Source organism: Rhodoluna limnophila, from assembly GCF_005845365.1.
In the GTDB taxonomy this organism is placed as follows: domain Bacteria; phylum Actinomycetota; class Actinomycetes; order Actinomycetales; family Microbacteriaceae; genus Rhodoluna; species Rhodoluna limnophila.
The window spans coordinates 924,841-947,532 of sequence record NZ_CP040509.1; the positions used below are offsets into that span (position 1 = coordinate 924,841).

General features: G+C 53.8%; 21 protein-coding genes. 9 read left to right on the top strand and 12 right to left on the bottom strand.

Translation table 11 applies throughout. The features are described 5' to 3' along the window. Nucleotides 1-18: 18 nt before the first annotated feature. Nucleotides 19-954: a carbohydrate ABC transporter permease gene (locus tag FFA38_RS04520; protein WP_246030920.1), complete on the bottom strand. Its 936-nt coding sequence runs from the start codon at nucleotides 952-954 to the stop codon at nucleotides 19-21. A gap of 3 nt (nucleotides 955-957) precedes the next feature. Beyond that, nucleotides 958-1,854, bottom strand: coding sequence for a carbohydrate ABC transporter permease (locus tag FFA38_RS04525; RefSeq protein ID WP_216641463.1), 897 nt, complete (start codon nucleotides 1,852-1,854; stop codon nucleotides 958-960). A 167-nt stretch (nucleotides 1,855-2,021) separates the two neighbouring features. On the opposite strand from FFA38_RS04525, the gene FFA38_RS04530 reads away from it, so the two are divergent. Next, nucleotides 2,022-2,801, top strand: coding sequence for a DeoR/GlpR family DNA-binding transcription regulator (locus FFA38_RS04530; protein WP_138315673.1), 780 nt, complete (start codon nucleotides 2,022-2,024; stop codon nucleotides 2,799-2,801). A gap of 20 nt (nucleotides 2,802-2,821) precedes the next feature. Here the strand turns inward: FFA38_RS04530 and FFA38_RS04535 are convergent, their stop codons facing one another. Genes FFA38_RS04535 through FFA38_RS04545 form a run of 3 tightly spaced genes read right to left on the bottom strand, consistent with a single transcriptional unit; the run spans nucleotide 2,822 to nucleotide 5,949 of the window. Continuing rightward, nucleotides 2,822-4,669, bottom strand: a complete 1,848-nt coding sequence (locus tag FFA38_RS04535) for a S8 family serine peptidase (protein ID WP_138315674.1) — start codon at nucleotides 4,667-4,669, stop codon at nucleotides 2,822-2,824. Between the two features lie 41 nt (nucleotides 4,670-4,710). After that, the gene (locus FFA38_RS04540) at nucleotides 4,711-5,283 is read right to left on the bottom strand and encodes a GNAT family N-acetyltransferase (protein ID WP_138315675.1); all 573 of its coding nucleotides are present in this window, start codon (nucleotides 5,281-5,283) and stop codon (nucleotides 4,711-4,713) included. Nucleotides 5,284-5,292: 9 nt separating this feature from the next. After that, the gene (locus tag FFA38_RS04545) at nucleotides 5,293-5,949 is read right to left on the bottom strand and encodes a uracil-DNA glycosylase (RefSeq protein WP_138315676.1); all 657 of its coding nucleotides are present in this window, start codon (nucleotides 5,947-5,949) and stop codon (nucleotides 5,293-5,295) included. Between the two features lie 54 nt (nucleotides 5,950-6,003). Between FFA38_RS04545 and metX the strand changes: the two genes are divergently transcribed. Further along, nucleotides 6,004-7,209, top strand: coding sequence for a homoserine O-acetyltransferase MetX (gene metX, locus FFA38_RS04550; RefSeq protein ID WP_138275607.1), 1,206 nt, complete (start codon nucleotides 6,004-6,006; stop codon nucleotides 7,207-7,209). Here the strand turns inward: metX and FFA38_RS04555 are convergent. Together FFA38_RS04555 and FFA38_RS04560 are read right to left on the bottom strand one after the other, a co-directional pair. Beyond that, nucleotides 7,187-8,392, bottom strand: a complete 1,206-nt coding sequence (locus FFA38_RS04555) for a glycosyltransferase 87 family protein (RefSeq protein WP_138315677.1) — start codon at nucleotides 8,390-8,392, stop codon at nucleotides 7,187-7,189. The two genes, metX and FFA38_RS04555, sit on opposite strands and share 23 nt — an antisense overlap. After that, nucleotides 8,385-9,197 (bottom strand): ADP-dependent NAD(P)H-hydrate dehydratase, encoded by an 813-nt coding sequence (locus FFA38_RS04560; protein ID WP_138315678.1) that lies wholly within the window; start codon nucleotides 9,195-9,197, stop codon nucleotides 8,385-8,387. The genes FFA38_RS04555 and FFA38_RS04560 overlap by 8 nt, the downstream gene beginning before the upstream one ends. Nucleotides 9,198-9,214: 17 nt before the next feature. Between FFA38_RS04560 and FFA38_RS04565 the strand changes: the two genes are divergently transcribed. Then, nucleotides 9,215-10,285, top strand: coding sequence for an NADH:flavin oxidoreductase/NADH oxidase (locus tag FFA38_RS04565; protein WP_138315679.1), 1,071 nt, complete (start codon nucleotides 9,215-9,217; stop codon nucleotides 10,283-10,285). Here FFA38_RS04565 and FFA38_RS04570 read toward each other — a convergent pair whose 3' ends face one another. Beyond that, the gene (locus FFA38_RS04570; RefSeq protein WP_138315680.1) at nucleotides 10,286-11,323 is read right to left on the bottom strand and encodes a hemolysin family protein; all 1,038 of its coding nucleotides are present in this window, start codon (nucleotides 11,321-11,323) and stop codon (nucleotides 10,286-10,288) included. It abuts the gene before it with no gap. After that, on the bottom strand, nucleotides 11,323-12,633 hold the full coding sequence (locus tag FFA38_RS04575; RefSeq protein ID WP_138315681.1) for a hemolysin family protein: 1,311 nt from the start codon (nucleotides 12,631-12,633) through the stop codon (nucleotides 11,323-11,325). The genes FFA38_RS04570 and FFA38_RS04575 overlap by 1 nt, the downstream gene beginning before the upstream one ends. Before the next feature lie 178 nt (nucleotides 12,634-12,811). Here FFA38_RS04575 and FFA38_RS04580 point away from each other — a divergent pair, with 178 nt between their 5' ends. Together FFA38_RS04580 and FFA38_RS04585 are read left to right on the top strand one after the other, a co-directional pair. Next, complete coding sequence (locus FFA38_RS04580; protein WP_138316014.1) at nucleotides 12,812-16,537, top strand: multifunctional oxoglutarate decarboxylase/oxoglutarate dehydrogenase thiamine pyrophosphate-binding subunit/dihydrolipoyllysine-residue succinyltransferase subunit; 3,726 nt, start codon at nucleotides 12,812-12,814, stop codon at nucleotides 16,535-16,537. A gap of 2 nt (nucleotides 16,538-16,539) precedes the next feature. Continuing rightward, entirely contained in the window at nucleotides 16,540-17,151 is a 612-nt protein-coding gene (locus tag FFA38_RS04585; protein WP_138315682.1) for a GDSL-type esterase/lipase family protein, read from the top strand. A gap of 54 nt (nucleotides 17,152-17,205) precedes the next feature. Here FFA38_RS04585 and rsrA read toward each other — a convergent pair whose 3' ends face one another. Continuing rightward, a complete protein-coding gene (gene rsrA, locus FFA38_RS04590) occupies nucleotides 17,206-17,454 on the bottom strand; it encodes a mycothiol system anti-sigma-R factor (RefSeq protein ID WP_138275614.1) in 249 nt (82 codons plus the stop codon). After that, nucleotides 17,447-18,061: a sigma-70 family RNA polymerase sigma factor gene (locus FFA38_RS04595; RefSeq protein ID WP_253786221.1), complete on the bottom strand. Its 615-nt coding sequence runs from the start codon at nucleotides 18,059-18,061 to the stop codon at nucleotides 17,447-17,449. Before FFA38_RS04595 ends, rsrA begins: the two co-directional genes overlap by 8 nt. A gap of 74 nt (nucleotides 18,062-18,135) precedes the next feature. On the opposite strand from FFA38_RS04595, the gene aroA reads away from it, so the two are divergent. The 4 genes from aroA (at nucleotide 18,136) to FFA38_RS04615 (ending at nucleotide 22,132) form a co-directional block, all read left to right on the top strand. After that, nucleotides 18,136-19,458, top strand: a complete 1,323-nt coding sequence (aroA, locus tag FFA38_RS04600) for a 3-phosphoshikimate 1-carboxyvinyltransferase (protein ID WP_138315685.1) — start codon at nucleotides 18,136-18,138, stop codon at nucleotides 19,456-19,458. Further along, nucleotides 19,455-20,504 (top strand): ribosome small subunit-dependent GTPase A, encoded by a 1,050-nt coding sequence (rsgA, locus tag FFA38_RS04605; RefSeq protein ID WP_138315686.1) that lies wholly within the window; start codon nucleotides 19,455-19,457, stop codon nucleotides 20,502-20,504. Before aroA ends, rsgA begins: the two co-directional genes overlap by 4 nt. Nucleotides 20,505-20,514: 10 nt before the next feature. Beyond that, nucleotides 20,515-21,297, top strand: coding sequence for an inositol monophosphatase family protein (locus FFA38_RS04610; protein WP_138315687.1), 783 nt, complete (start codon nucleotides 20,515-20,517; stop codon nucleotides 21,295-21,297). Nucleotides 21,298-21,370: 73 nt separating this feature from the next. Then, nucleotides 21,371-22,132, top strand: a complete 762-nt coding sequence (locus FFA38_RS04615) for a GntR family transcriptional regulator (protein ID WP_138275619.1) — start codon at nucleotides 21,371-21,373, stop codon at nucleotides 22,130-22,132. An 82-nt stretch (nucleotides 22,133-22,214) separates the two neighbouring features. On the opposite strand, the gene FFA38_RS04620 is transcribed toward FFA38_RS04615, so the two are convergent. Continuing rightward, entirely contained in the window at nucleotides 22,215-22,613 is a 399-nt protein-coding gene (locus FFA38_RS04620) for a tautomerase family protein (protein WP_138275620.1), read from the bottom strand. Nucleotides 22,614-22,692 lie beyond the last annotated feature (79 nt).

Here is a 22,692-nt window from a genome sequence, read left to right on the forward strand (position 1 = left end):
CCTGTTGTCAAATACTGGTTACTTGACTCCAGAAGCTTGGATGGACCCGACGATCTTCTTACCGAAGAAGATCATGAGTAGAACCATTGGAATGGCAGCCACAAGGGCACCTGCCATTAGGCCACCCCAGTCGGGGCTTCCCTGAGGTGTCTGCGATTTGAAGACACCCAATCCAACGGTCAAAACAGTGGAGCTTGGTTTTCCTGATCCCACATAGAACGGCCATAGATAGTCGTTCCAGTAGTTGATGAACTGCAGGATTGCCAAGGTGATGATTTGTGGCCAAGCTAGTGGCGCAACAATCTTGAAGAAAATACGGATGTGCGATGCGCCATCGATGATAGCCGCCTCAATAATGCTTAGGTTTGTTCCCAAGAAGAACTGACGCAGGAAGAAAATCGCGAATGGCGACATCAGAAGGTTTGGAAGCATCACACCTAGAAGTGTGTTGAGCAAACCTAGCTCGCGAATCAATAGGTAGTTTGGCAGCACCAAGAAGATGCCGGGCACGGTCATCGAGATCAAGAAGACAAAGAATAGAGCGTCTCGACCGCGGAACTTCAAGATGGAGAATGCATACGCTGCTGCGGCACTGAACAGAACCTGCGAGACGGTAACCACGGTACAAACGATGACCGAGTTGATCGCGTACTGACCAAAGTTAATGTCAGCACCTGAACCACCTTCGGCCAAGGCATCGGCGTTTGAAGCCAAACCAAGGACTCGCTCAAATCCACCCCAGGTGAAGTTGACCGGCAAGAGACTAAACGGGTCACTGAACAGGGTCTTTGTGGTGCTAAGTGCGGTGCGCAGCATCCAGTAGATCGGAAACAGCGTGGCTAGAACAGTGATACCGAGTAGGACGTATCCAACAACTCGAGCTGGGACGCTCTGAGACTGAACCTCGTCTGGCTGCTCGCGCATGCTCTTGGCTTTTAGTTTTAGAAGACTCATGGCTTATCGGTCCATATCTGACTGGTTGGCACCAAGAAGCTTGGTTTGAGCAAAGGCAATCAACGACAGCATGACCATGAGTGCAACTGAAATTGCTGCAGCGTAACCGAACTCGTTGTTACCCCAAGCGGTGTCGGCAATCAGGATGCTGAAGGTTCGGGTGGCGTGGATTGGTCCACCGCCGGTTGTCACTGCGATGGTGTCGAAAATCTGGAAGGCTCCAGTAACTGTGATGACCATAACGAAGGCCATAACTGGACGAAGCAAAGGCAAGGTGATGCTGCGGAAGGTTCTCCACTCGCCAGCTCCGTCGATAGCCGATGCCTCGTAGATGTCTTTTGGAATTGCCTGTAGGCCGGCAAAAATCAGAAGTGCGGTGTAGCCGAGGTGGCGCCAAACGTTGATCATGGCGATGGTCGGCATCGCTAGCTCACCCGAGAAGAATGTGACGCGGTCGATGCTAAAGAAATCGAGGGCAGAGTTGATGAAACCTAGGTTGTAGTCGAGCAGCCAGAACCAAACCATTGCGACGATTACGTTCGAAATCAAGTAAGGAAGCAGAACAATTCCACGGATCACTACTGATTTGGTGAATCGGTGCAATAGGACTGCCAGGCCTAGAGCTAGCACTGTCTGGAAACCGATGTTGATAACCACGTACTGCAGAGTCACCCAAAGTGCGTTCCAGAAACGCTCATCGGCAAACATGCGCTCGTAGTTCTCAAGGCCGGTGAATACCGGTGGACGGAAGATGTTGTACTCGGTGAAGCTGAGGTAGACACCGCGAGCGCCAGGGATCAGAACGAAGATCAGAAGCCCCAGAAAAGCCGGCGCAATGAACGGAATAGCAGTAAGAAACTCGCTCTTACGCTTTCTGCGGGTTGCAACCGTCTTTGCCAAAATAACTCCTAGTTCGTGTTGTTGGGTTCACGCTATCCGAAGAATTTTGCAAAAGTTCACAAAAACTAACAAAAGTAATCAAGTCGTTACAAAATTCGTAACATTCGTTATTTTTTGCTTTTAGAGTTAGTTACAGATCCACCCGTACCGAAGAGAGAGAAACGGAATTGCTAGCTGCACAACGCCAGGGGCTAATCCTCAAAGAGGTTGCCGACCGCGGAGCTGCGCGAATCTCAGAACTGGCCGAAGAACTCAATGTTTCTGAGATGACAGTTCGACGCGACATCGACCTGCTTGCCGAACAAGGATTGGTCGACAAAGTCCACGGAGGCGCTACCGCCATCGGTTCTAGCTCAGTTTCTGAGCCTCCATTTACTGCCAAATCATTGCTTGAGTCAGCCAACAAGGATGCAATTGCAGCCCAGGCAGCAAAGCTTGTGCAGCCGGGCGCGGCTATTGCCCTGATGGGAGGAAGCACAGTCTATTCACTTGCCCGGAAACTTGCGGACATCCCACTACTGACTGTGGTTACCAACTCTTTGCCAGTCTCTGATTTCTTGCACCGCGAGGGCCGAAGCGACCAAACGGTCATTCTCACCGGCGGTATCCGCACCCCTACCGACTCATTTGTTGGTCAGGTCGCAGTCAACGCGTTTGCTGGCTTCAATCTTGACTTGGTGTTTATGGGTACCCACGGCATGCACCCACACGCTGGTTTTAGCTCACCGAATTTGATCGAGGCAGAAACTAACCGCGCTGTATTGGCTCAGGCTAGAAAACTCGTAGTTCTTGCCGACCACACTAAATGGGGCGAGATGGGCTTCAGTACCTTTGCTCGCATTGAAGACGCAGATATCCTGGTGACTGATGACGGCATGCCAGAGGATGCAATGGGCATTTTGCGCTCCCGCATCTCCCAGATTGAACTGGTCAAGCGCCCGCTCTAAACCGATCGGCAAGCACTTATCTAGCCGATGTCGAAAATTAGGTACCTGAGTGCCTCGGCAGCGTTGGCAATACCGGTTCCACAGTTTCCCGAAGTCGCGCAAAGCGTGCCCGATTCAAAAGGCCTGGCCGAACTCATCAGAGCATCGGTGACTTGGTCATAATTTGCGTTTGGGCGTACAGATAGCATCAGCGCAACTATGCCGGCAACTACAGGTGCTGCCATGCTGGTTCCCGAAATACCAAGGTAGGTGCCGGCTGCTTGCGCTGATGTTCCGGTATTCCAGGTAGACAATATCGTGCCGTTGAACGATCCAAACTGACTCAAGTTTGGTGCCCCGTTCGGGTTTTCATAGGTGCCGCCCGGAGCCGAGATGTCAACATCGAAGTTTGAATAGGGCGCAGCGTCGCCGTCAAAGTCGCTCGCACCGACAGTGATAGGTCCAATACAACTCGTAGGCGAAACGCCGGCACTTGAAACAGGATTTCCATTTTCATCACCATTTCCTGCCGCAGTAACTATGATTACCCCCCGCTTTTGGGCGGCATTCACAGCAGATTGAAGGGTATCGGGACAGCTGAGAGGCGCCTCAAGAGAAATGTTGATCACACGGGCTGGAGTTTTGTTGACCGGCACCCCAGAGAAGCTCTCGCATCCAGGAATGGGTTCATAGTCAACGCCAGCTGCCCAGCGAATGGCGTATGCCAAGTCGCAGGTGTTGCCGACCTTTGGGCCCACAACTCTAACCGGTTGAATCTTTACCTTTGGTGCAACACCAATGACACCAGAGGTGTCTTGCTTGGCGGCAATAATGCCTGCCACGTGAGTTCCATGCCATTCAGCATCGTCATCGGGATTGTTCGGATCATCATATGGATTGCCCGGGTCAGTCGGGTTCGAATCCCAGCCATCGCCGTCACCAGACGGGTACCAGCCCTTGGTGCCCTCGGGTGCACTTACGCGGTTTCCAACAAAGTCGTAACCGGCCACAGTTTGGCCGTCTAGGTCTGTGTGCCTGGTGATTCCGCTGTCCAGAACAGCAACTACCAGACTGGTTGATCCCTTGCTGGCAGTCCAGGCTCGGGTTGCTGAGATTCCGTTCGATGCACCCAAGTACCACTGGAGACTGAACAGTGAGTCTGCCGGCAGGGCAACATCGGTGTTACTGCCTACTCCCCGATAGTTGCTGACCTGAAGTGCGATTTGATAAACCGACTGGCCGCTCAAACCGGTTAGATCGCAAGAATTGACCGGTGCCTCATCTGAATAGAGCCTGGCGACCGAGCAGGTAGCCACCTGATTGCCGTTTAGCGAGGCGGTGGCTGTGTAGGTTACGTTGAGCCCACCGCGCTGCGAGTAATTTTGAGGCAGCCAAACTGCCACGTAGGTGCCTGATGTTCCAGGCGCAATGGACGAGTCGCCAAGGAGAATTGGGTTGGTTGGCTTGGCCGTAGGTTTACGAATAACCTCTGTCGAATAGGCGCCCCACATGGTTTTGGCATACCGCTTGGTGATTGCACGCACCCGGAAGTAGTTGTTAACGCCAACTGCCAAACCCTCAGAAACAGTGGCAACCGTCGCAGTGGACTTGGTATTCGAAACAATCGTTTTCCAGTCGCTGTACTTTGTCTTTGCCTGGATTGCGTAACCGATGGTTGCAGCGCCGTACGTGTAGGCCGGCTTGGTCCACGAAAGCTTGATCTTTGGAGCCCTCGGGGCATCGCTGGCCCACGCATCAACGCTCTTGACAGCCCGCACGGCGCTAGCTGCCTTGTAGGTGACTGCCTGGGCGCCCTGAGCGGGCACCAGTGTCGCAATGGCAATAAGTGCCGCAATTACTGCAGCAATACCAGTTCGCGAACTCTTCATCAGTCCAGACTATGGCTCAAAACTGAAAATGCGCTGAATAACTAGAGGCTCTTTTGCATCAGGATGGTTCCGAGCCAGCGGCCGAACTTGAAACCGACCTTGCCGAGATGACCCTGGTGTTTAAAGCCAAATCGCTCGTGAAGAGCGATTGACGACTCGGCGCCTTTATCTGAGATCACAGCGACAATTTCTTTAACACCGGCTGCTCGCGACTGCTCAATCAGCTCACCCAACAATTTCGTACCCACTCGCTTACCAATGGCTGCGGGGCGCAAATATATGGAATCTTCAACCGTCTTTCGGTAAGCGGCCTTTTGACGCCACGGCCCCACGTAGGCAAATCCAAGAGTCTGGCCGCCTGCTGACTTGGCAACCAAAAAAGGCATACCCAAGCTGGTCAGCCAAGTAAATTTTTCTCGCCACTGCTCGACAGTCATCGAGTCTTCATCGAAGGTGACAACACTGTTGCGAATGTAATAGTTGTAAATCTCAGCGCATTGCGGAATGTCTTGGAGAGTCGCAGCCTGAATCGTGATTTCATTTGACTCCGGGACTTCACCCTTGGCTTTTTTCAGTCGAACTAGACGCCAGCGTGATTCTGAATCAAGTGCCAATTCGAATTCCTAACAGGACCAATCGACAGGCGAAATACCAGCCGAGATGAGTGCAGCATTTGCAGTTGAATATGGTTTTGAACCAAAGAATCCGCGGCGAGCCGAGAGCGGGCTCGGGTGGGCCGATGTGATTACGGTGCAGTCACACAGCGCACCTTTTAATTCTTGAGCCTGATTACCCCACAAAATAGCAACCAGATTTCTACCAACCTGCCGATTCAACACAGCAATCACCCTGTCGGTGAAATGCGCCCAGCCTAGGTTCGAGTGGGCACCAGGTTCAGACAGGTCCGTAGTCAGGTGACGGTTTAGAAGGAATACACCCTGCTTAACCCAGCGACTGAGGTCGCCTTCGCTCGATACGCCTTTACCTAGATCATCTTTGAGCTCAATCATCATGTTTTTGAGGCTGCGCGGGAGCAGCTTTACGTCATTGGCAACCGCAAACGACAATCCGATGGCATGACCGGCAGTCGGGTAAGGGTCTTGGCCAACAATCAACACCCGCACCTGATCAAGCGGCATCTCAAAAGCCTTCATGACCTGCACCATGGCCGGAACCATTTCAGTTTCTCTAGCCGCTACCTTTAGCTCAAGTTCATCGAGCAAGGGTTTGCTTGTGGCCAGTGCCTGCTGCCAAGTTGGGTGCATTTGCTCGAAAAACATAGTTCAAGCATATGCTCCGCAACCGGGTTAGTGAGCCGATAGGCTTAAACCTCTATGGAATTTCAAACCCCTGAGGACACCGTCCCATCGTCTTTCATCACGGATGAGCTGAGCCGACAACTAATCGGCCGCCCACCCGCAACTGGCGCATGGCGAGATGGCGACCCAGCGGGAGATCGACAGTTTGCCCCGCTATCAAATCTGAAACTTGAAAGCGGTCGAGTATTACCATCTGTTCGAATTGCATTCGAGACTTGGGGTGAGCTCAATCACGAGCACACCAACGCCATCCTGGTGCTTCACGCACTCACCGGCGATTCACACGCAGCTGGCCCAGCCAGTAAGCAGCACCCGACCGAGGGCTGGTGGAGCGACCTAATCGGACCTGGCCTAGCCATCGACACCGATAAGTACTACGTCGTCGTGCCAAATATTCTTGGCGGCTGTCAGGGCACTACCGGACCTTCGTCACTAGACACCAACGGCCGTGAGTTCGGCGCGCTGTTTCCATACCTAACGATTCGCGACCAGGTTCACGCCCAGCACGAATTTGCCCACACCATTGGCATCAAGAAATGGGCAGCCATCATCGGCGGCTCGATGGGTGGCATGCACGTGCTTGAGTGGGCGATTACCTACCCCGATGAAGTACGCAAGATTGCCGTGATTGCTGCACCTGCTGTCTCTTCGGCCGACCAGATTGCGCTGAACTCGGTGCAGGTTGAGGCAATCAAGACTGACCCAGCCTTCAATGACGGCAACTACTATGACGCCAAGGCAGGCTTTGGCCCACACCGAGGCCTTGCACTAGCCAGACGAATGGCTCTCATCAACTACCGCTCACCGGGCGAGCTAAATGAGCGCTTTGCAAGAAGCTGGCAATCTGGCGTGAGCCCACTGGGCGGCGGCGGCCGTTTTGCAGTCGAGAGTTACCTTGACTTCCACGGAAATAAGTTCACTCGACGCTTCGACGCAAACAGCTACATCACCTTGGTTGAGGCCATGAACTCGCACGACGTTGGCCGCGGGCGCGGTGGCGTGGAAGCGGCGCTGGCAACTATCAAGGCCATTAGCCTTGTGGTCGGAATCTCTACCGATCGACTGTTTCCGATTCAGGACCAAGCCCTAATTGCAGAGCACATCGGTGGCCCATTGATTGGTGGCGGACTCAGAACTATTGAATCGGCCTACGGTCACGATGGCTTTTTGATCGAGCGCGACGTGGTCGGACCGATGATCACCGAACTTCTTGAGGCTTAGCCAACGAACCTAGTTTTAGGTTGGCCCAAACCAAAAGCAGAATCAGGCCCAGGTTTCGAACGGTAAGCAAACCTATACTCAGCCACCCCAGACCCATCAGGTCTAGGTAATAAAGCGGGTAAATCAAGTAGGTAAGGGCCGCCAAACCAAGGCCGCCAACCATTGCCACACGCCACCCCTGCAGTTGAAAAATAATCACCGCGATGATCGGCACAGCAAGCCAGCCGATAAATTGTGGCGAGCCGACCTTATTGAAGACGATCAAGTCCAGAACCGCCGTCAGTGAAACAATTGCGAAAAGCTGTCTTGAATCTGCCCCGGCACGAGCAGCGCGCCATCCGAGCAAAGCAGTTATGGCAATAGCGACAGCCATGGCCGGAGTCATGAGCGCTGCTACCTCAGCAACACCCGCGCCCGAAACCTGGTTGGTCAGCAGAACATCATCGAAGTAAATGCCGGCGCCGACTGTGCCGAGTTTTGCGGCCCAAAGCCAGATAGTCGCGATTGGCGACTCAATTTGAATACCGCGATTGCCCTGCGTTGACACGAATGACAGCAACGATGAATCGCCGCCCAAAAGCAAGCCCATAGCCAAGACCGCTGACACAGCAATAGAAGCCGTCAGTAGCAAATTTTTCTTGAGATTTGATGACAAAAACAGACCCAGCGCCGTTGCTATCGGCCAAATCTTGACCCAGGCACCCAGGGTGAAGAAAGTTACAGCCTGGCGAATTTTTCCGTTCGAGAAGGCCACTAATCCAAATCCGGCAATCGCGGTAGCCACGGCATCGATTCGCCCAATCGCTACCGGCCCGAGCAAAAATAAGAAACCCAGCCAAAACCAGGCGGCTACAAAGGATTTCGATTGCCCGCGACCCCAGTCAGTAATTTGACCAATCAGCAGAGTGTTGAGAATGGCCATCATGATTACCCATCCCAACAGAATGTTTACGCCACCGCCCAGAGCCGTTGCCACAAAAATCGGTACTAGTGCCGGATACGGATAAACCCAGTCAGCCGATACGCCTAAAATCGGACCGCCCTGCATTTCAAAGAGCCACCAACCATAAAGAAGAACATCATTGAACGGAGCAACCCGGCCGTAGAGCCCTGAGGTAGCAAACAAAAAGGCGTGAACGAAAACCGATGAACCGGACAGTGTCAGAAATTTGCGATTAGGCAAGGTGCCTCCGCACAATCTCTCGAACACCCTCGGCCACGTCCAGGGCTCCAATCGGCCCGCTTTCCGCAGCCAATCGGGCAGCAGCCGAGTGAAGTTCTACTGCCGCTGATAGAACATCAACCACGGCAAGCTCACCCGTAACAATCTCAATCGCGTTGCTAGCCAAAAGAGCACCGATTATTCCAGCGAGCACGTCTCCCGTGCCAGCGGTAGCTAGGTCAGCTGGTCCGGGCTCACACTCGAAGCAGCGTTCCGAGCTTGCGATAACGGTAACCGGGCCCTTCAGAAGTACAGTTTGGCCGGTAAGTTTTGCCGCCAGCAATGCCGCCGCGGACGGATTAGATTCAATAGCTGCTCGGTCTCTACGCTGACCGTACCTAGCCAAGAGTTTGACCATTTCTCCGGCGTGCGGGGTCAGCACGCAACCTGCCACAGTGGTAGCAAAATCGATAACCTCTAGGGCGCCGGCGTCTACAACTAAGAGCCCTGGTTGCGCAGCAAGTGCTTTAATTCGGCGCACCTGCTCAGAACTCAGCTCAGGATCGACCCCCGAACCCACTACCCAAGCTTGAGCCCGACCCGGCTGAAAAACAACTTCAGGCCTAGCCTCAATTAGTAGGGTGGTAATTTTTTCTGGGCCAAGGTACCTGACCATACCGATGCCGGTTCGGATAGCTGCGGTGACACCCAAAATGGCAGCGCCTGGGTATTCATTCGACCCGGTCACAAAACCAACTACACCCCGCGAATACTTGTCATCATTGACTTTTGGGGCGTGCAGCACACGGTCTAGGGTTGACTCCATTTGAATAGACTAACCACATGAGCAAACTCTTCTCTGAACTCACTCTTCGCAAATTAACAATTAGAAATCGCATTTTTATTGCACCGATGTGCCAGTACTCATGCGAGCAAAAAGACGGAGTGGTTTCAGACTGGCACCTAGTTCACCTAGGTGCTCGAGCCGCCGGCGGTGCCGGACTGATCATCGCCGAGGCAACCGCGGTTGCACCAGAGGGAAGAATTTCACCTTGGTGCCCGGGCATATGGAGCCAAAAGCAGGTTGAAGCTTGGGCGCGGGTCAACAAATTCATTCATGAGCAAGGAGCCAAATCAGCTCTCCAGCTGGCGCACGCTGGCCGAAAAGGTTCTAGCTACCGTGAATGGTCAGGCTCAGGTAGCGTTCCGCAAGCAGACGGTGGCTGGCAAACTGTGGCCCCAAGTGCGATTCCGTTTGATGGGTATGAGCCCCCTCGAGAGCTCAGCCTCAATGAAATCGAAGAGGTTATTCAGGCATTTGCCGCCGGTGCAAAAAACGCAATTGCCGCCGGGTTTGATGCCGTAGAAATTCACGCCGCTCATGGCTATCTCCTTCACCAATTCCTCTCCCCTCTGACTAATCAGCGCACCGATGATTTTGGCGGTTCTCTTGAAAATCGTGCCCGCCTCCTGATGGAGGTAGTCAAGGGTGTCCGGTCAGCCATCGGCGAAGACGCACCCATACTGGTTAGATTTTCGGCAACCGACTATAAGGAGGGTGGCTGGAACGAGGCCGAAACATCCCGAGTTGCTGCTTGGTGCTCAGAGTTGGGCGCAGACCTATTCGATATTTCTACCGGTGGCCTAATTACTGGCGTTCAGATTCCAACGGGACCGGGTTATCAGGTTCCGATCGCGGAATATGTCGCAGATAGAGTCGCCGCACCGGTGGGTGCTGTGGGGCAAATCACAACCGGTTTGCAGGCAGAAGAAATCCTCGCGGGCGGCAAAGTAGAAGTTGTCCTGATTGGGCGCGCCAGCCTTCGAGATGCATCTTGGCCCCTACGTGTCGCTCACGAACTTGGAGAAGTACTTGATTACTGGCCTCACCAGTATCGTCGTGGCGGTTTCTAACTACTTGGTGGTTGCGTCCTGAACTTCGCCAACCAACTCTTCAAGAATGTCTTCTAAGAACAACACACCTAGAACATTGCCCGACTTATCGAATGCCTTAGCCATGTGAGCGTGAACTCTGCGCATACTGGCCAAAGCGTCTTCAAGCTCCATTGAAGCCGGAAGAGAAATCAACGAGCGAATGCGCTTGGTCGGGAAGGCATCATCGATTTCATCCTGCTCAAGGTCAATGACGTCCTTTAGGTGAAGGTAGCCCATCAGCTCACCTGAGGAATCAGTTAGTGGGTAGCGCGAGAATCCATACTTGGCCACCGCCTGCTCGACCTCACGCGGCGTGACGCTGGTAGCAAACGCAACAAGTTTCTCAACCGGAATAGCTACGTCAATGACCTTTTTTTCGGTGAATTCGAAGGTGTTTGACAGGGTGCCGCTCACATCTGACAGCGCGCCCTCTCGAGTGGAATGCTCCACGATATCTTCGACCTGGTCGAGAGTGTACGAGCTTGTCGCCTCATCTTTTGGTTCAAATTTAAACAATCGCAAGATCGCATTAGACACTGCATTCAAGCTGCCGACCAAAGGCTTAACCAGCATTGCCAATCCGTATAGCACCGGAGTCAAAATCAATGCCGATCGTTCAGGAAGCGCAATTGCCAGGTTCTTCGGAACCATCTCTCCGACCACCACGTGTAGATATGTAACCAGAAGAAGGGTGATAGCGAACGAAATCGTTGAAACTAGCTGGTCGCTAAGTCCCAGGTAGTGCAGAGGGTATTCGAGGAGATGGTGAATGCTCGGCTCGGCAATCAACAAAATAAGCAATGAAGAAATTGTGATGCCAAGCTGAGCGGTGGCCAACATCAACGAGACTCGCTCCATGGCGCGCAACGTGATTTTGGCTGGGCGGCTACCGGCCTCTGCCCTCGGCTCAATCTGGGCTCGGCGCGCACTGATCAGCGCAAACTCAGCCCCAACGAAAAATGCGTTGGATAGCAATAGAACTACGAACCAAACCAAACCCTGCAGGTCAGAATTCACTATTCTCTCACCTCCGCATCGGCAGTAGGTGTAAACCTGACTCGGTCAACTCGACGGCCTTCCATACGCTCTACACGCAAGACGCCATCTTCAATCTGGACTTCATCGCCGTTGGCAGGAATACGACCGAGTTCACTCATCATGAAACCTGCGACGGTCTCGTAAGCGCCGTCGGCAGGGACCTTGATTGCCATCTCGCGCAGTTCATCTGGGCGAATCAGGCCTGGGAACAAGATTGAAGAGTTTGCGCCCCGAGTGACACCGGCTTTTGCTCGGTCGTGCTCGTCGGCAAGTTCGCCCACCAATTCCTCGATAAGGTCCTCAAGAGTTGCAAGACCGGCGGTGCCTCCGTACTCATCGACCACGATGGCCAGCTGAAGCCCCTTGGCTCGCAGTTCAACCATCAGAGTTTCTAACCGCATGGTCTCAGGTACGCGCAGCGCCGTCGCCATGATGGCCGAGACCGGCACATCGGCACGTTTTTCGCGTGGCACTGCAGCTGCCTGCTTGACGTGAGCAACACCGATGATGTCGTCAGCCGAACCGTCTGAGATTGGGAACCTAGAGTGCCCAGTCTTGATGGATGCCTCGATGAGCGCCTGAAGGTTTGACTCTTTGTCAAGCACGTGCATTCGTGGCCGAGGAGTCATTACGTCGGCTGCGACCAGTTGACTCAACGCAAGGGTTTTGGTGAGTAGCGTGGCGGTTTGCGCATCAAGCGCACCCATGCTTGCCGAGCGCCTTACCAGCGAGGAAAGCTCCTCTGCAGTTCGGGTCGAGCTCAGTTCTTCTTTGGGTTCAATTCCAAACAGTCGAACGATCCGGTCACCCGTAACACTCAAAAACCGGATCATGAATCTGAATAACCAAGTGAAAGCTACCTGAAAGCGAACCACAAAGTTCAGGACCTTAAGCGGGCTGGAGAGTGCCATGTTCTTTGGAACCAGCTCACCGATAAGGAACGAGAAGATAGTTGCGATGGTCATTCCGGCAACCACCGATAGGGCTTTTTGCGCGCCCGGCTCAAGTGAAAGGCCGGCGAACGCAGGCGTGAGCAGTTTGGTTAAAGACGGCTCAGCAACAAATCCGGTCAGGAGGGTGGTCAGCGTGATTCCGAGTTGAGCACTCGAAAGGTGTGTGCTGGTGACTTTTAGCGCAGCAATTGATACCGAAAGGCCTTTTTCGCCCCGACTTTGCCGAGCCTCGAGATCATTGCGCTCAACATTTAGCAGCGAGAACTCGCTCGCCACAAACAACCCGGTTCCGATGGTGAGCAGGACCCCCACGCCGAGCATGAGCCAATCGTTCATCGGGGTAAATCACCCCAAGAACTATGGTCAGAACCTGCTTTATCCATTGCTTTAAGCATAGTCAGACTAAAAGCCACAATTCATTAGGCAAATCACCGTTAATCGCAATTTGCTGCAGACTCAAGCCGGTAGGCTTAACCCTGCACATCGAACGGATAATCATAAAGAGGTGGTTTCTCTGTCAGGCAACGCTGAGAACACAAATGGCGAAAACAATTTCGGAGCCAATGACTGGCTAGTGGACGAAATGTACGCCCAGTATCAGTCGAACCCCGATTCGGTCGATAAGGCTTGGTGGCCAATTCTCGAGAACTACCACCCAACCCAAACACCTCATGCCACCGCGTCGAGCGCAAGTCCAGCCGCTCCGCAGGTTAGTGCGCCGACCCCGGCCGCCCAGCAGGTTATTCCAGCTGAACCGCAGACCATTCAAGCCGCTCCCCTAGTGGCAAAAACCACCCGCGTTGAGGCCCGCCCTCAGCCAATTCCAGCGCAGGCCCCGGTTACCGAAGTTATTACTCAGGTCGCTGAAGCTGAAGAGGCACAGGACAAGGTCAACGTTCTAAAGGGCATGTCAAAGGCCCTAGCAACCAACATGGATGCTTCGCTTCAGGTTCCGACCGCAACCTCGGTTCGAACTATTCCGGCCAAACTTTTGATTGACAACCGCATTGTGATCAACAGCCACTTGGCTCGAACCCGTGGCGGCAAGGTTTCCTTCACCCACATCATCGGTTACGCGATCATCCGCGCTCTAAAAGAGTTTCCAAGCCAAAACGTCTACTACGACATCATCGATGACAAGCCAGCTGCGGTAACGCCTGCGAACATCAATTTTGGACTCGCGATCGACATTCCAAAAGAAGACGGCACCCGTGCACTTTTGGTTCCAAACATCAAGCGCGCTCAGCGACTCAACTTTGCCGAGTACCTAAGCGCCTACGAAGACCTGGTCAAGAAGGCACGTGACAACAAGTTGACCGCCGGTGATTTTGCCGGCTCAACAGTTTCACTGACCAACCCGGGTGGAATCGGAACTGTTCATTCGGTACCTCGTCTAATGAAGGGCCAGGGCTGCATTATCGGCGCCGGCGCATTGGACTACCCGGCTGAGTTCCAGGGAATGTCTGACGCTCAGCTGTCAAAGTTGGGTGTCAGCAAGACCATCACGCTAACTTCAACCTACGACCACCGTGTTATCCAAGGCGCTGGTTCAGGTGAATTCCTCAAGAAGATCCACGAACTCCTACTGGGCGCTCGTGGCTTCTACGACGAAATCTTTGCCGACCTTCGTATTCCTTACGAGCCGGTCAAATGGGTCACCGACTTCGAGCGAAACGAAAACGACGACCGCACCAAAGAGACCCGAATCCAGGAACTAATCAACGCCTACCGCGTTCGAGGTCACTTGATGGCTGATGTTGATCCGCTTGAGTACAAGCAGCGCTCGCACGAGGATCTTGACATTTTGAACCACGGTTTGAGCCTCTGGGACCTGGACCGAACCTTCAAGACCGGCGGTTTTGGCGGCAAGGCCAAGGCTGAGTTCCGCGAGATTTACAAGATTCTGCGTGACAGCTACTGCCGCACCGTTGGTGTTGAGTACATGCACATTCAGGACCCAGCCCAGCGCAAGTGGTTCCAGTCCAAGCTTGAGCGCCCATACGCCAAGCCGACTCGTGACGAGCAGTTGCGCATTCTTGAAAAGCTGAATGAAGCCGAGGCTTTTGAAACTTTCTTGCAGACCAAGTTTGTTGGGCAAAAGCGCTTCAGCCTTGAGGGCGGCGAGTCCACCATCGCAGCTCTAGATGAAATCTTGCAAGAGGCCGCCGATGCTCAGCTTGAAGAAGTTGTGATTGGTATGGCTCACCGTGGCCGCCTAAACGTTCTAACCAACGTTGCCGGCAAGACCTACGGTCAGGTCTTCAAAGAATTTGAAGGTAACACCGACACCAAGACAGTTCAGGGCTCGGGTGACGTTAAGTACCACCTTGGCACCGAGGGTGTTTTCACCAACATGGACGGCAAGCAGGTTAAAGTTTCACTTGCCGCCAACCCATCTCACCTCGAGGCTGTAAACCCGGTGGTCGAGGGTATCGTGCGCGCCAAGCTGGACCGCACCGACTCTGTCATCAACAACAGCTTCCCGGTTCTTCCGGTTGTTATCCACGGCGATGCTGCTTTTGCAGGCCAGGGCGTAGTGCCTGAGGTACTGAATATGTCTCAGTTGCGTGGATACAAAACTGGCGGAACCATCAACATCGTCATCAACAACCAGGTTGGTTTCACCACTCCTCCGGGTGAGTCTCGCTCTACCGTCTACGCAACCGACGTTGCGAAGGGTATCCAGGCGCCAATTTTCCATGTAAACGGCGATGACCCTGAAGCAGTAGTCCGCGTTGCACGTCTAGCTTTTGAGTTCCGCCAGGAATTCAAAAAAGATGTCGTTCTAGACATCATTTGCTACCGTCGCCGTGGTCACAACGAGGGCGATGACCCATCGATGACCCAGCCTTTGATGTACAACCTGATCGAGGCCAAGCGTTCAGTACGCACCCTCTACCTAGAGTCACTTGTTGGCCGCGGAGATATCACTCACGAAGAGTTTGAAGCTGCAAACGCTGGCTTCCAGACCCGCCTTGAGAATGCATTCGTCGAGGTTCACGAGGCCATGATCGCTGCACCGGCTCTGCCGTCGCGCCCAGTTGGCATCGGTACCACCGCAAGCGACCAGACCGGAGTTGCGCAGGCCACTGCAATTTCACGCGCGGTTGTTGAGCAAATCGGTGATGCCCACAACAACCAGCCACCGGGCTTCCACGTGCATCCTAAGCTTCAGCAGCTGCTGACCAAGCGTGTTGAGATGAGCCGCGAAGGCGGCATCGACTGGGGCTTCGGCGAGCTACTAGCTCTAGGCTCGTTGCTTATCGAAGGCAAAACCGTTCGCATGGCCGGCCAGGACAGTCGACGCGGCACCTTTGTTCAGCGTCACGCTGTGTTCCACGATCGCGAAAACGGTCAAGAGTGGATGCCACTTCGCAACCTGTCTGCTGACCAAGCCAAGTTCTACATCTATGACTCACTGCTTAGCGAATACGCGGCCATGGGTTACGAATACGGCTATGCAGTTGAAAACAAGGATGCACTTGTTCTATGGGAAGCACAGTTTGGTGACTTTGCCAACGGCGCGCAGACCATCATCGATGAATTCATTTCATCAGCCGAGCAGAAATGGAACCAGCACTCCGGTGTAGTTCTGTTGCTGCCTCACGGCTACGAAGGCCAGGGCCCAGACCACTCATCAGCCCGAATCGAGCGCTACCTACAGTTGTGTGCTGAAAACAACATGACTGTTGCTCAGCCTTCGACTCCGGCATCTCACTTCCACCTCCTTCGTCGCCAGGCTTACTCGACTCCGAAGCGCCCACTGATTGTGTTCACTCCGAAGTCAATGTTGCGTTTGAAGTCAGCAGCATCGTCTGTTGAGGACTTCACCAATGGAACCTTCCAGCCGGTAATTGATGACCAGCAGGGTCTCGACAGAAACGCAGTAAAGCGAGTGCTGTTCTGTTCAGGCAAGATCTACTGGGACCTATTGGCAGAGGCTCAAAAGCGCAACGATGGCACCACCGCAATCGTTCGTGTTGAGCAGCTCTACCCAACCCCGGTTGATGAAATCAAGGCGACCTACGCACAGTATCCAAATGCAGAATTGGTTTGGGTACAGGATGAGCCGGCTAACCAGGGACCATGGACCTACATCGGTCTATTCTTGCCTCGTTACATGGATGGCAAGGTAGCCAAGTTGGTTTCACGCCCAGCTAGCGCATCGCCAGCAACCGGTTCTGCAAAGCGCCACGCTGTTGAGCAAGCTGACCTTATTGCCAGAGCGTTCTCGATCTAAGCATGCTGCAGGAGCCGCGTAAAGACATCAGAATCGTCATTCTTGGCGACTCGATAATTTCCGCTGCCGGCGACCCTAAGGGAATGGGGTGGGTTGGTCGCGTAACGTCCAAAACTCCAGCCAATTCGCCAAGGGTTGACATCTTTGCTTTGCCAGCCCCAGACGAAACAACCAGCAAGCTATCTGAGCGTTGGGCTCAGGAAGTTCAACGCCGGTTTAGCGACCAGACCGAAAACCGCCTGGTTATTGCGCTCAACAATTTGGATCCAGCCGCAGGTATTTCAATCTCACGCAGCCGCCTCAACATCGCAACTATCGTTGACGAGGCCAAGCGCGCAGGTATTGAGTCGTTCCTGGTTGGCCCAACGCCTCACCGCAACCCTGAGTTGAATTCCGAGATTGAGCACCTAGCCTCTGGATTTGAGGACGTTGCTTCAAGACGCGGCATCCCGTTTGTTGATTGCTTTAGACCGCTCGTTGAGCACGAGGGTTGGAATCAAGAAATTGCCAACACCGAACACGGATTACCAGGGCAAATCGGTCACGGATTGATCGCCTGGCTTGTGTTAAACCGTGGCTGGTACGAGTGGCTTGGGCTTCCAGAGCCAGAATAAAAAAATCCGCACCTAGGTGCGGATTTTTCGTTTAGCAAAACTTTTTATGCGTGCTTAGTGAGCCGCACCATTCTGAATATCACGGATGCGCGACATCACGCGCTGGGCAAGTTCGGCAGGCGGGGCTTCATCGCAGGCGCCCTTAATAACACCGTTGATCAGGTTCTCAAGGTCGTAGTCAGTCTCACAACTATCGCAGTTTGCGAGGTGAGCAGTAATGTCATCGATGTCCTGGCCACTCAGTTCGTTGTGCAGGTACTCGTGCACGTGGCGCTTGGTTTCTTGGCAATCGAAGTTAGACATTCGAGGCCTCCCCTTTGTTGGATTCAGATACGTCGTAGCCCTCTTGAACCGCATACTCAGCAAGTAGCTTGCGAAGAAGCTTCTTACCTCGGTGAAGGCGGCTCATGACTGTTCCGACTGGAGTGTGCATGATGTCTGCAATCTCTGCATAAGGCAGGCCATCGACTACGGCGTAGTACACCACCATTCTGAATTCATCTGGGATAGCGTGAAGTGCTTTCTTGATGGTTTCTGAAGGCATATTGTCAATGGCTTCGAGCTCGGCAGACCGACTCGAGTGAGCTGTGACCGACTCGGCTGAACCGAGCTGCCAGTCCTCTAGCTCGTCTAACCCACCCTTGGCCTGATCTTTGGCCCGCTTGTTGTACAAGTTGATGTGGGTGTTGGTCATGATGCGGTACAGCCAGGCCTTTAGGTTGGTGCCTTGCTGGTACTGAGCCCACGCTACAAACGCTTTGGCAAAGGTCTCTTGAACCAAATCCTCGGCGTCAGATGGATTACGAGTCCAGCGCAAGGCTGCACCGTAAAGTTGCGGCATGAGTGGTAGGGCCTGCTGTTCAAATTCGTGAATTTGGAGGCGCTTTTGTTCTGCATCAGATTGCTTCATCACGTTTGAGTTTAGCCGCGAGTGCGACAACCCCATTCCAGAGACAGCAAAAGTAGACATGGTACTTTTAACTCATGACTTCTAACCAAAATTCCCAGCCTTGGCACGCTCCTGTTGCCTCGGCGCCACTCGATGCAGCGGTGGCCCTACCTGGTTCAAAGTCACTAAATAATCGCGAGCTTGTGCTTTCTGCACTGGCCTCCGAACCAACTCTTCTAACCGGCACCTTGGCATCTCGCGACAGCACACTGATGATCGAGGCGCTTCGCCAGCTGGGTACTGAGATCGAAGTCCGTGAAGACGGGTCTATTTTGGTTACCCCAAAACCGTTAAACAACCCAGCGGATATTGACTGCGGCCTGGCCGGTACCGTGATGCGGTTTGTTCCGCCGGCTGCGCTGCTAAGCAATCAAACGGTAGTTTTCGACGGCGATGAAGCTGCACGCCGCCGCCCTATGAGCACAACCATCGATAGCTTGCGTGCGCTGGGTGTATCGGTGTCAGATGAGGGTAAGGGCTCATTACCCTTCACGGTTCACGGCACCGGCACGGTAGCGGGAGGCGAGGTCACCATTGATGCCTCTGCTTCAAGTCAGTTTGTCTCAGGGCTTCTTCTTGCCGCCGCCAGATTCGAGAATGGCCTAGTGCTGCGTCACGTTGGCGAGCACCTGCCGTCAATGCCCCACATCGAAATGACCCTCGATTGCCTCACCAAGCGCGGCGTTAAGGTTTCAACCCCAGAACCAGCTGTCTGGAAGGTCGAGCCGGGTTTGATTAGCGGCGGTTCAGTAGCAATTGAGCCAGACCTTTCTAATGCTGGTCCTTTCCTTGCCGCAGCGATGGTTGCCGGCGGCTCGGTATTCATTCAGGGCTGGCCAGATTCCACGACTCAGGTCGGCGACGAATTTGATGGCATTCTTCAGCAGATGGGCGCAGAGATTGTCCGTGAAAATGGTGGCCTAACCATCACCGGCACTGGCGCGATTCACGGAATCGACATTGATCTTTCTATCGGCGGCGAACTCACCCCGGTGATTGCTGCGCTGGCGGCTCTCGCTGATAGCCCAACCGTGATTCGCGGCGTGGCACACCTTCGCGGTCACGAGACCGACCGCTTGGCGGCGCTGGCAGCCGAAATCAACCGCATCGGTGGAATCGCACGCGAGACCCCTGACGGTCTAGAAATTGACCCGAGCGGTAACCTTCACGGTGCCATTTGGCAGACCTATGAGGACCACCGAATGGCGACTGCCGGAGCAATTATTGGACTTCGGGTTCCTGGAATCCAGATTGAAGACATCACGACAACTTCAAAGACAATGCCAAACTTTGCCTCAATGTGGCAAGGCATGCTTGGCCAGAACAACTGGCAGATTCAGCTTGGTGAAGACGCTTGAGTTGGCTTTATGAGCCAGATCCGGGTCAAAACGATCTAGACGAAACCGATGTGCGTGTGCGCCCAAACCCAAAGGGCAACAAGCCTAGAACCAAGAAACGCCCTGAGCACAAAGAGGCGCCAATCGGCTTGGTATTGGGCGTGGACGTCGGGCGCTATCGGGTGCTCCTCGAGTCTGAGGACCGAATCATTAATGCCACCTTGGGCAAGGAATTACGCAAACAAGGTGCCGCTGTAGGCGACCGTGTAGCGCTTGCCGGCGACATCTCCACTACCGAGGGCGCGTTGGCACGAATCGTGCGAATCGAACCTCGCACTTCGCTGCTGCGTCGCAGCGCCGACGATTCTGACGTAGTCGAGCGGGTAATTGTTGCCAACGCCACCCAAATGGCCATTGTGGTTGCGATTGCCAACCCAGAGCCAAGAACCCGACTGATAGACCGTTATCTTGCGGCTGCCTACGACGCTGGTCTAAGACCAATTTTGGTAATCACCAAAACCGACCTGGCCAACCCAGATGAGTTCCTGGCTAACTTTGCCGGACTAAGTATTCCGGTAGTGCTCAACCGCTCTGATGCACCGGCTCTACCGGCGCTGCGCGAGTTACTGACTGGCCAAACCACCGTGTTTGTTGGGCATTCTGGCGTTGGAAAATCGACTTTGGTAAACGCCCTGGCACCGCATGCGCAGCGTGCAACCGGCGGAGTAAACATTGTGACTGGTCGTGGCCGCCACACGTCTTCATCGGTGCGGGCCATCCGCTTGGATGAAAACTTCGGCGAAGGTTGGATCATCGACACCCCTGGTGTTCGTTCATTTGGTTTGGGGCATGTGAAACCTGAAAACCTATTGCGTTCATTTGAGGACCTTTGGGCAGTGATTGAGACCTGTCCGCGCGACTGCAACCACACATCCGAAGCCCCAGATTGCGCCCTCGACGATGCCATCGCGGCAGGAACTCTTGGACCTAGCGGTGAGGGACGAGTCGATTCGCTCCGCCGCTTGATTACATCGCTGGCAAACCACAGCGAAAAGCCCGGCGAATAGAATTTCAATCATGACCTTTTCTTCTGACCTCGACCTAGCTCTGGCAATTGCTGACCTTGCAGATTCAATTGCACTCGAGCGCTTTCGGGCCTTGGACCTTAAGGTTGAAACTAAACCGGATCGCAGCCCGGTAACCGACGCTGACCAAGCGGTAGAGCGCGCCATCAAAGCCCTACTGGTCGAGAAGGCGCCTTCTGACGCACTTATTGGCGAGGAGTATGGAAGCGCCGACGGCACCACCAACCGCACTTGGATCATTGACCCGATTGATGGAACCGCGAACTACCTGCGCGGTGTTCCAGTTTGGGCGACTCTGATTGCCCTGGCCATCGATGGCAAACCAACTGTAAGTGTGGTTTCAGCCCCTGCAATGGGAAGACGTTGGTGGGCTGCCCCAGACATCGGTGCTTGGACGCGAGACATCGATGGATCAACTCGACAGTTGGCCGTGTCTGGAATTTCTGATTTCAAAAACGCCTCAATCAGCTACAACAACCTGCAGCTGTGGGACCAATCAGGGCGATTGCCGCAACTCCTGGAGCTAAGCCGCAAACTATGGAGAACCCGTGCGTACGGTGACTTCTGGAGCTACATGCTGCTGGCTGAAGGCGCCTTAGAAATTGTTGCCGAGCACGACCTCAAGATTTACGACATTGCCGCCTTAGTGCCAATCGTGGAGCTAGCTGGCGGCAAATTCAGCGACTTGGATGGTTCGCTGAACGCAGCATCATCAAGCGTGCTGGCAACCAATGGAAAACTGCACTCTGCAACCACCGAGGCGCTCCGAGCCTAACCCCCACAGGCTGATAATGTATTAACAACTTGTCAAAGTTTGACGAGTGTAAACATCGGCGTTGAGGATGGCAATGAACCAGCAGGAGAACATTCTTCCCCTATCCGTTTTCATGGATCTTGACCGTTCGGGACCGATTCCTCTCTACTTCCAGGTAGCCCAAAAAATCGAAGCTGCCATCATGAGTGGCCAGCTAGCGGCTGGTTCACGTCTTGAAAACGAGGTATCCCTAGGCGAGCGACTGGGGCTAAGCCGCCCTACTGTTCGCCGCGCGATTCAGGACCTAGTCGATAAGGGACTTTTGGTTCGCCGTCGTGGAATCGGAACCCAGGTGGTTCACGGTCAAGTAACTCGAGGCGTTGAGCTTACCTCCCTCTACGAGGACCTGAGCCGAAGCGGACAGAAGCCTTCGACCAAAATTCTTGACTATAAACTCACCAAGGCCGACGCCAAAATTGCCGAGAAACTAAACGTTGCCGTAGGCTCACCGGTGCTTTACGTCAAACGTCTACGCTCGGCAGATAAAGTTGCGGTGTCAATTCTCGAAAACTGGCTGCCAGCCGAATTCACCGACATCACCGAGGCCGACCTGAACGAACACGGTCTATACCAAATCCTTCGCCTACGCGGCGTGACCATCCGGGTTGCTAAACAGAGAATTGGTGCGCGTAAGGCAAACCAGGCTGAGGCAACCGCACTCGACATTGAGAAGAATGCAGCATTGCTAACCATGGACCGCACCGCCTATGACAACTCTGGCCACGCTGTTGAATTTGGTCACCACTGCTACCGCCCAGATCTCTACTCATTCGAAGTAACCCTGGTTGAAAAATAGAAACCAGCCAACTACGTGTTAAATGAGAAATCGGGCCGATCCCCTTCGGCCCGATTTCTTCTTTTTTGGCGTAACTCACCGACTACGCGGACGGAACAGCCAACTCCCCAGTTTGATACTGTGCGACGCCAAACCCGAAGGACCAATCCTGCGGGCCGTTTTCTACATAACCGATAAAAATATCCTCGCCAGCGATCTCAACCTCGGCTAGCTTTTCGGAAATGCGTGCATACAAAGCCTGCTTTGTTTCATCGCTTCGCCCACGTTGGGTGAAAATCTGAATCATCACAACACCATCAGTACGTTCGAAGCCCAGCCCGGCGTCCTCAGCGATAATCAGCGTTGGCTGATTGATTATCTGGAAACGATCACGAATAGGAATGCCGTAAACCTCGACAATTGCGGTGTGAATTCCATCGGCAATTGCCTGTACCTGCTCGGCACTGTATCGCGGATTCAGGTCAATACGGACCAGCGGCATGTGGCTCCCCTTCGATAGAAAATTACTTTGTAAGGACATTCTTACATAGATTGAAGGGTATGGCAATACTCCCTAGCTT

Bases quoted from the DNA above. Each gene is read 5' to 3' on its own strand.
- FFA38_RS04520 (WP_246030920.1), bottom strand. From the start codon at position 954: ATGAGTCTTCTAAAACTAAAAGCCAAGAGCATGCGCGAGCAGCCAGAC.
- FFA38_RS04535 (WP_138315674.1), bottom strand. From the start codon at position 4,669: ATGAAGAGTTCGCGAACTGGTATTGCTGCAGTAATTGCGGCACTTATT.
- FFA38_RS04545 (WP_138315676.1), bottom strand. From the start codon at position 5,949: ATGTTTTTCGAGCAAATGCACCCAACTTGGCAGCAGGCACTGGCCACA.
- metX (WP_138275607.1), top strand. From the start codon at position 6,004: ATGGAATTTCAAACCCCTGAGGACACCGTCCCATCGTCTTTCATCACG.
- FFA38_RS04560 (WP_138315678.1), bottom strand. From the start codon at position 9,197: ATGGAGTCAACCCTAGACCGTGTGCTGCACGCCCCAAAAGTCAATGAT.
- FFA38_RS04565 (WP_138315679.1), top strand. From the start codon at position 9,215: ATGAGCAAACTCTTCTCTGAACTCACTCTTCGCAAATTAACAATTAGA.
- FFA38_RS04575 (WP_138315681.1), bottom strand. From the start codon at position 12,633: ATGAACGATTGGCTCATGCTCGGCGTGGGGGTCCTGCTCACCATCGGA.
- FFA38_RS04585 (WP_138315682.1), top strand. From the start codon at position 16,540: ATGCTGCAGGAGCCGCGTAAAGACATCAGAATCGTCATTCTTGGCGAC.
- rsrA (WP_138275614.1), bottom strand. From the start codon at position 17,454: ATGTCTAACTTCGATTGCCAAGAAACCAAGCGCCACGTGCACGAGTAC.
- FFA38_RS04595 (WP_253786221.1), bottom strand. From the start codon at position 18,061: ATGAAGCAATCTGATGCAGAACAAAAGCGCCTCCAAATTCACGAATTT.
- aroA (WP_138315685.1), top strand. From the start codon at position 18,136: ATGACTTCTAACCAAAATTCCCAGCCTTGGCACGCTCCTGTTGCCTCG.
- FFA38_RS04610 (WP_138315687.1), top strand. From the start codon at position 20,515: ATGACCTTTTCTTCTGACCTCGACCTAGCTCTGGCAATTGCTGACCTT.
- FFA38_RS04615 (WP_138275619.1), top strand. From the start codon at position 21,371: ATGAACCAGCAGGAGAACATTCTTCCCCTATCCGTTTTCATGGATCTT.
- FFA38_RS04620 (WP_138275620.1), bottom strand. From the start codon at position 22,613: ATGCCGCTGGTCCGTATTGACCTGAATCCGCGATACAGTGCCGAGCAG.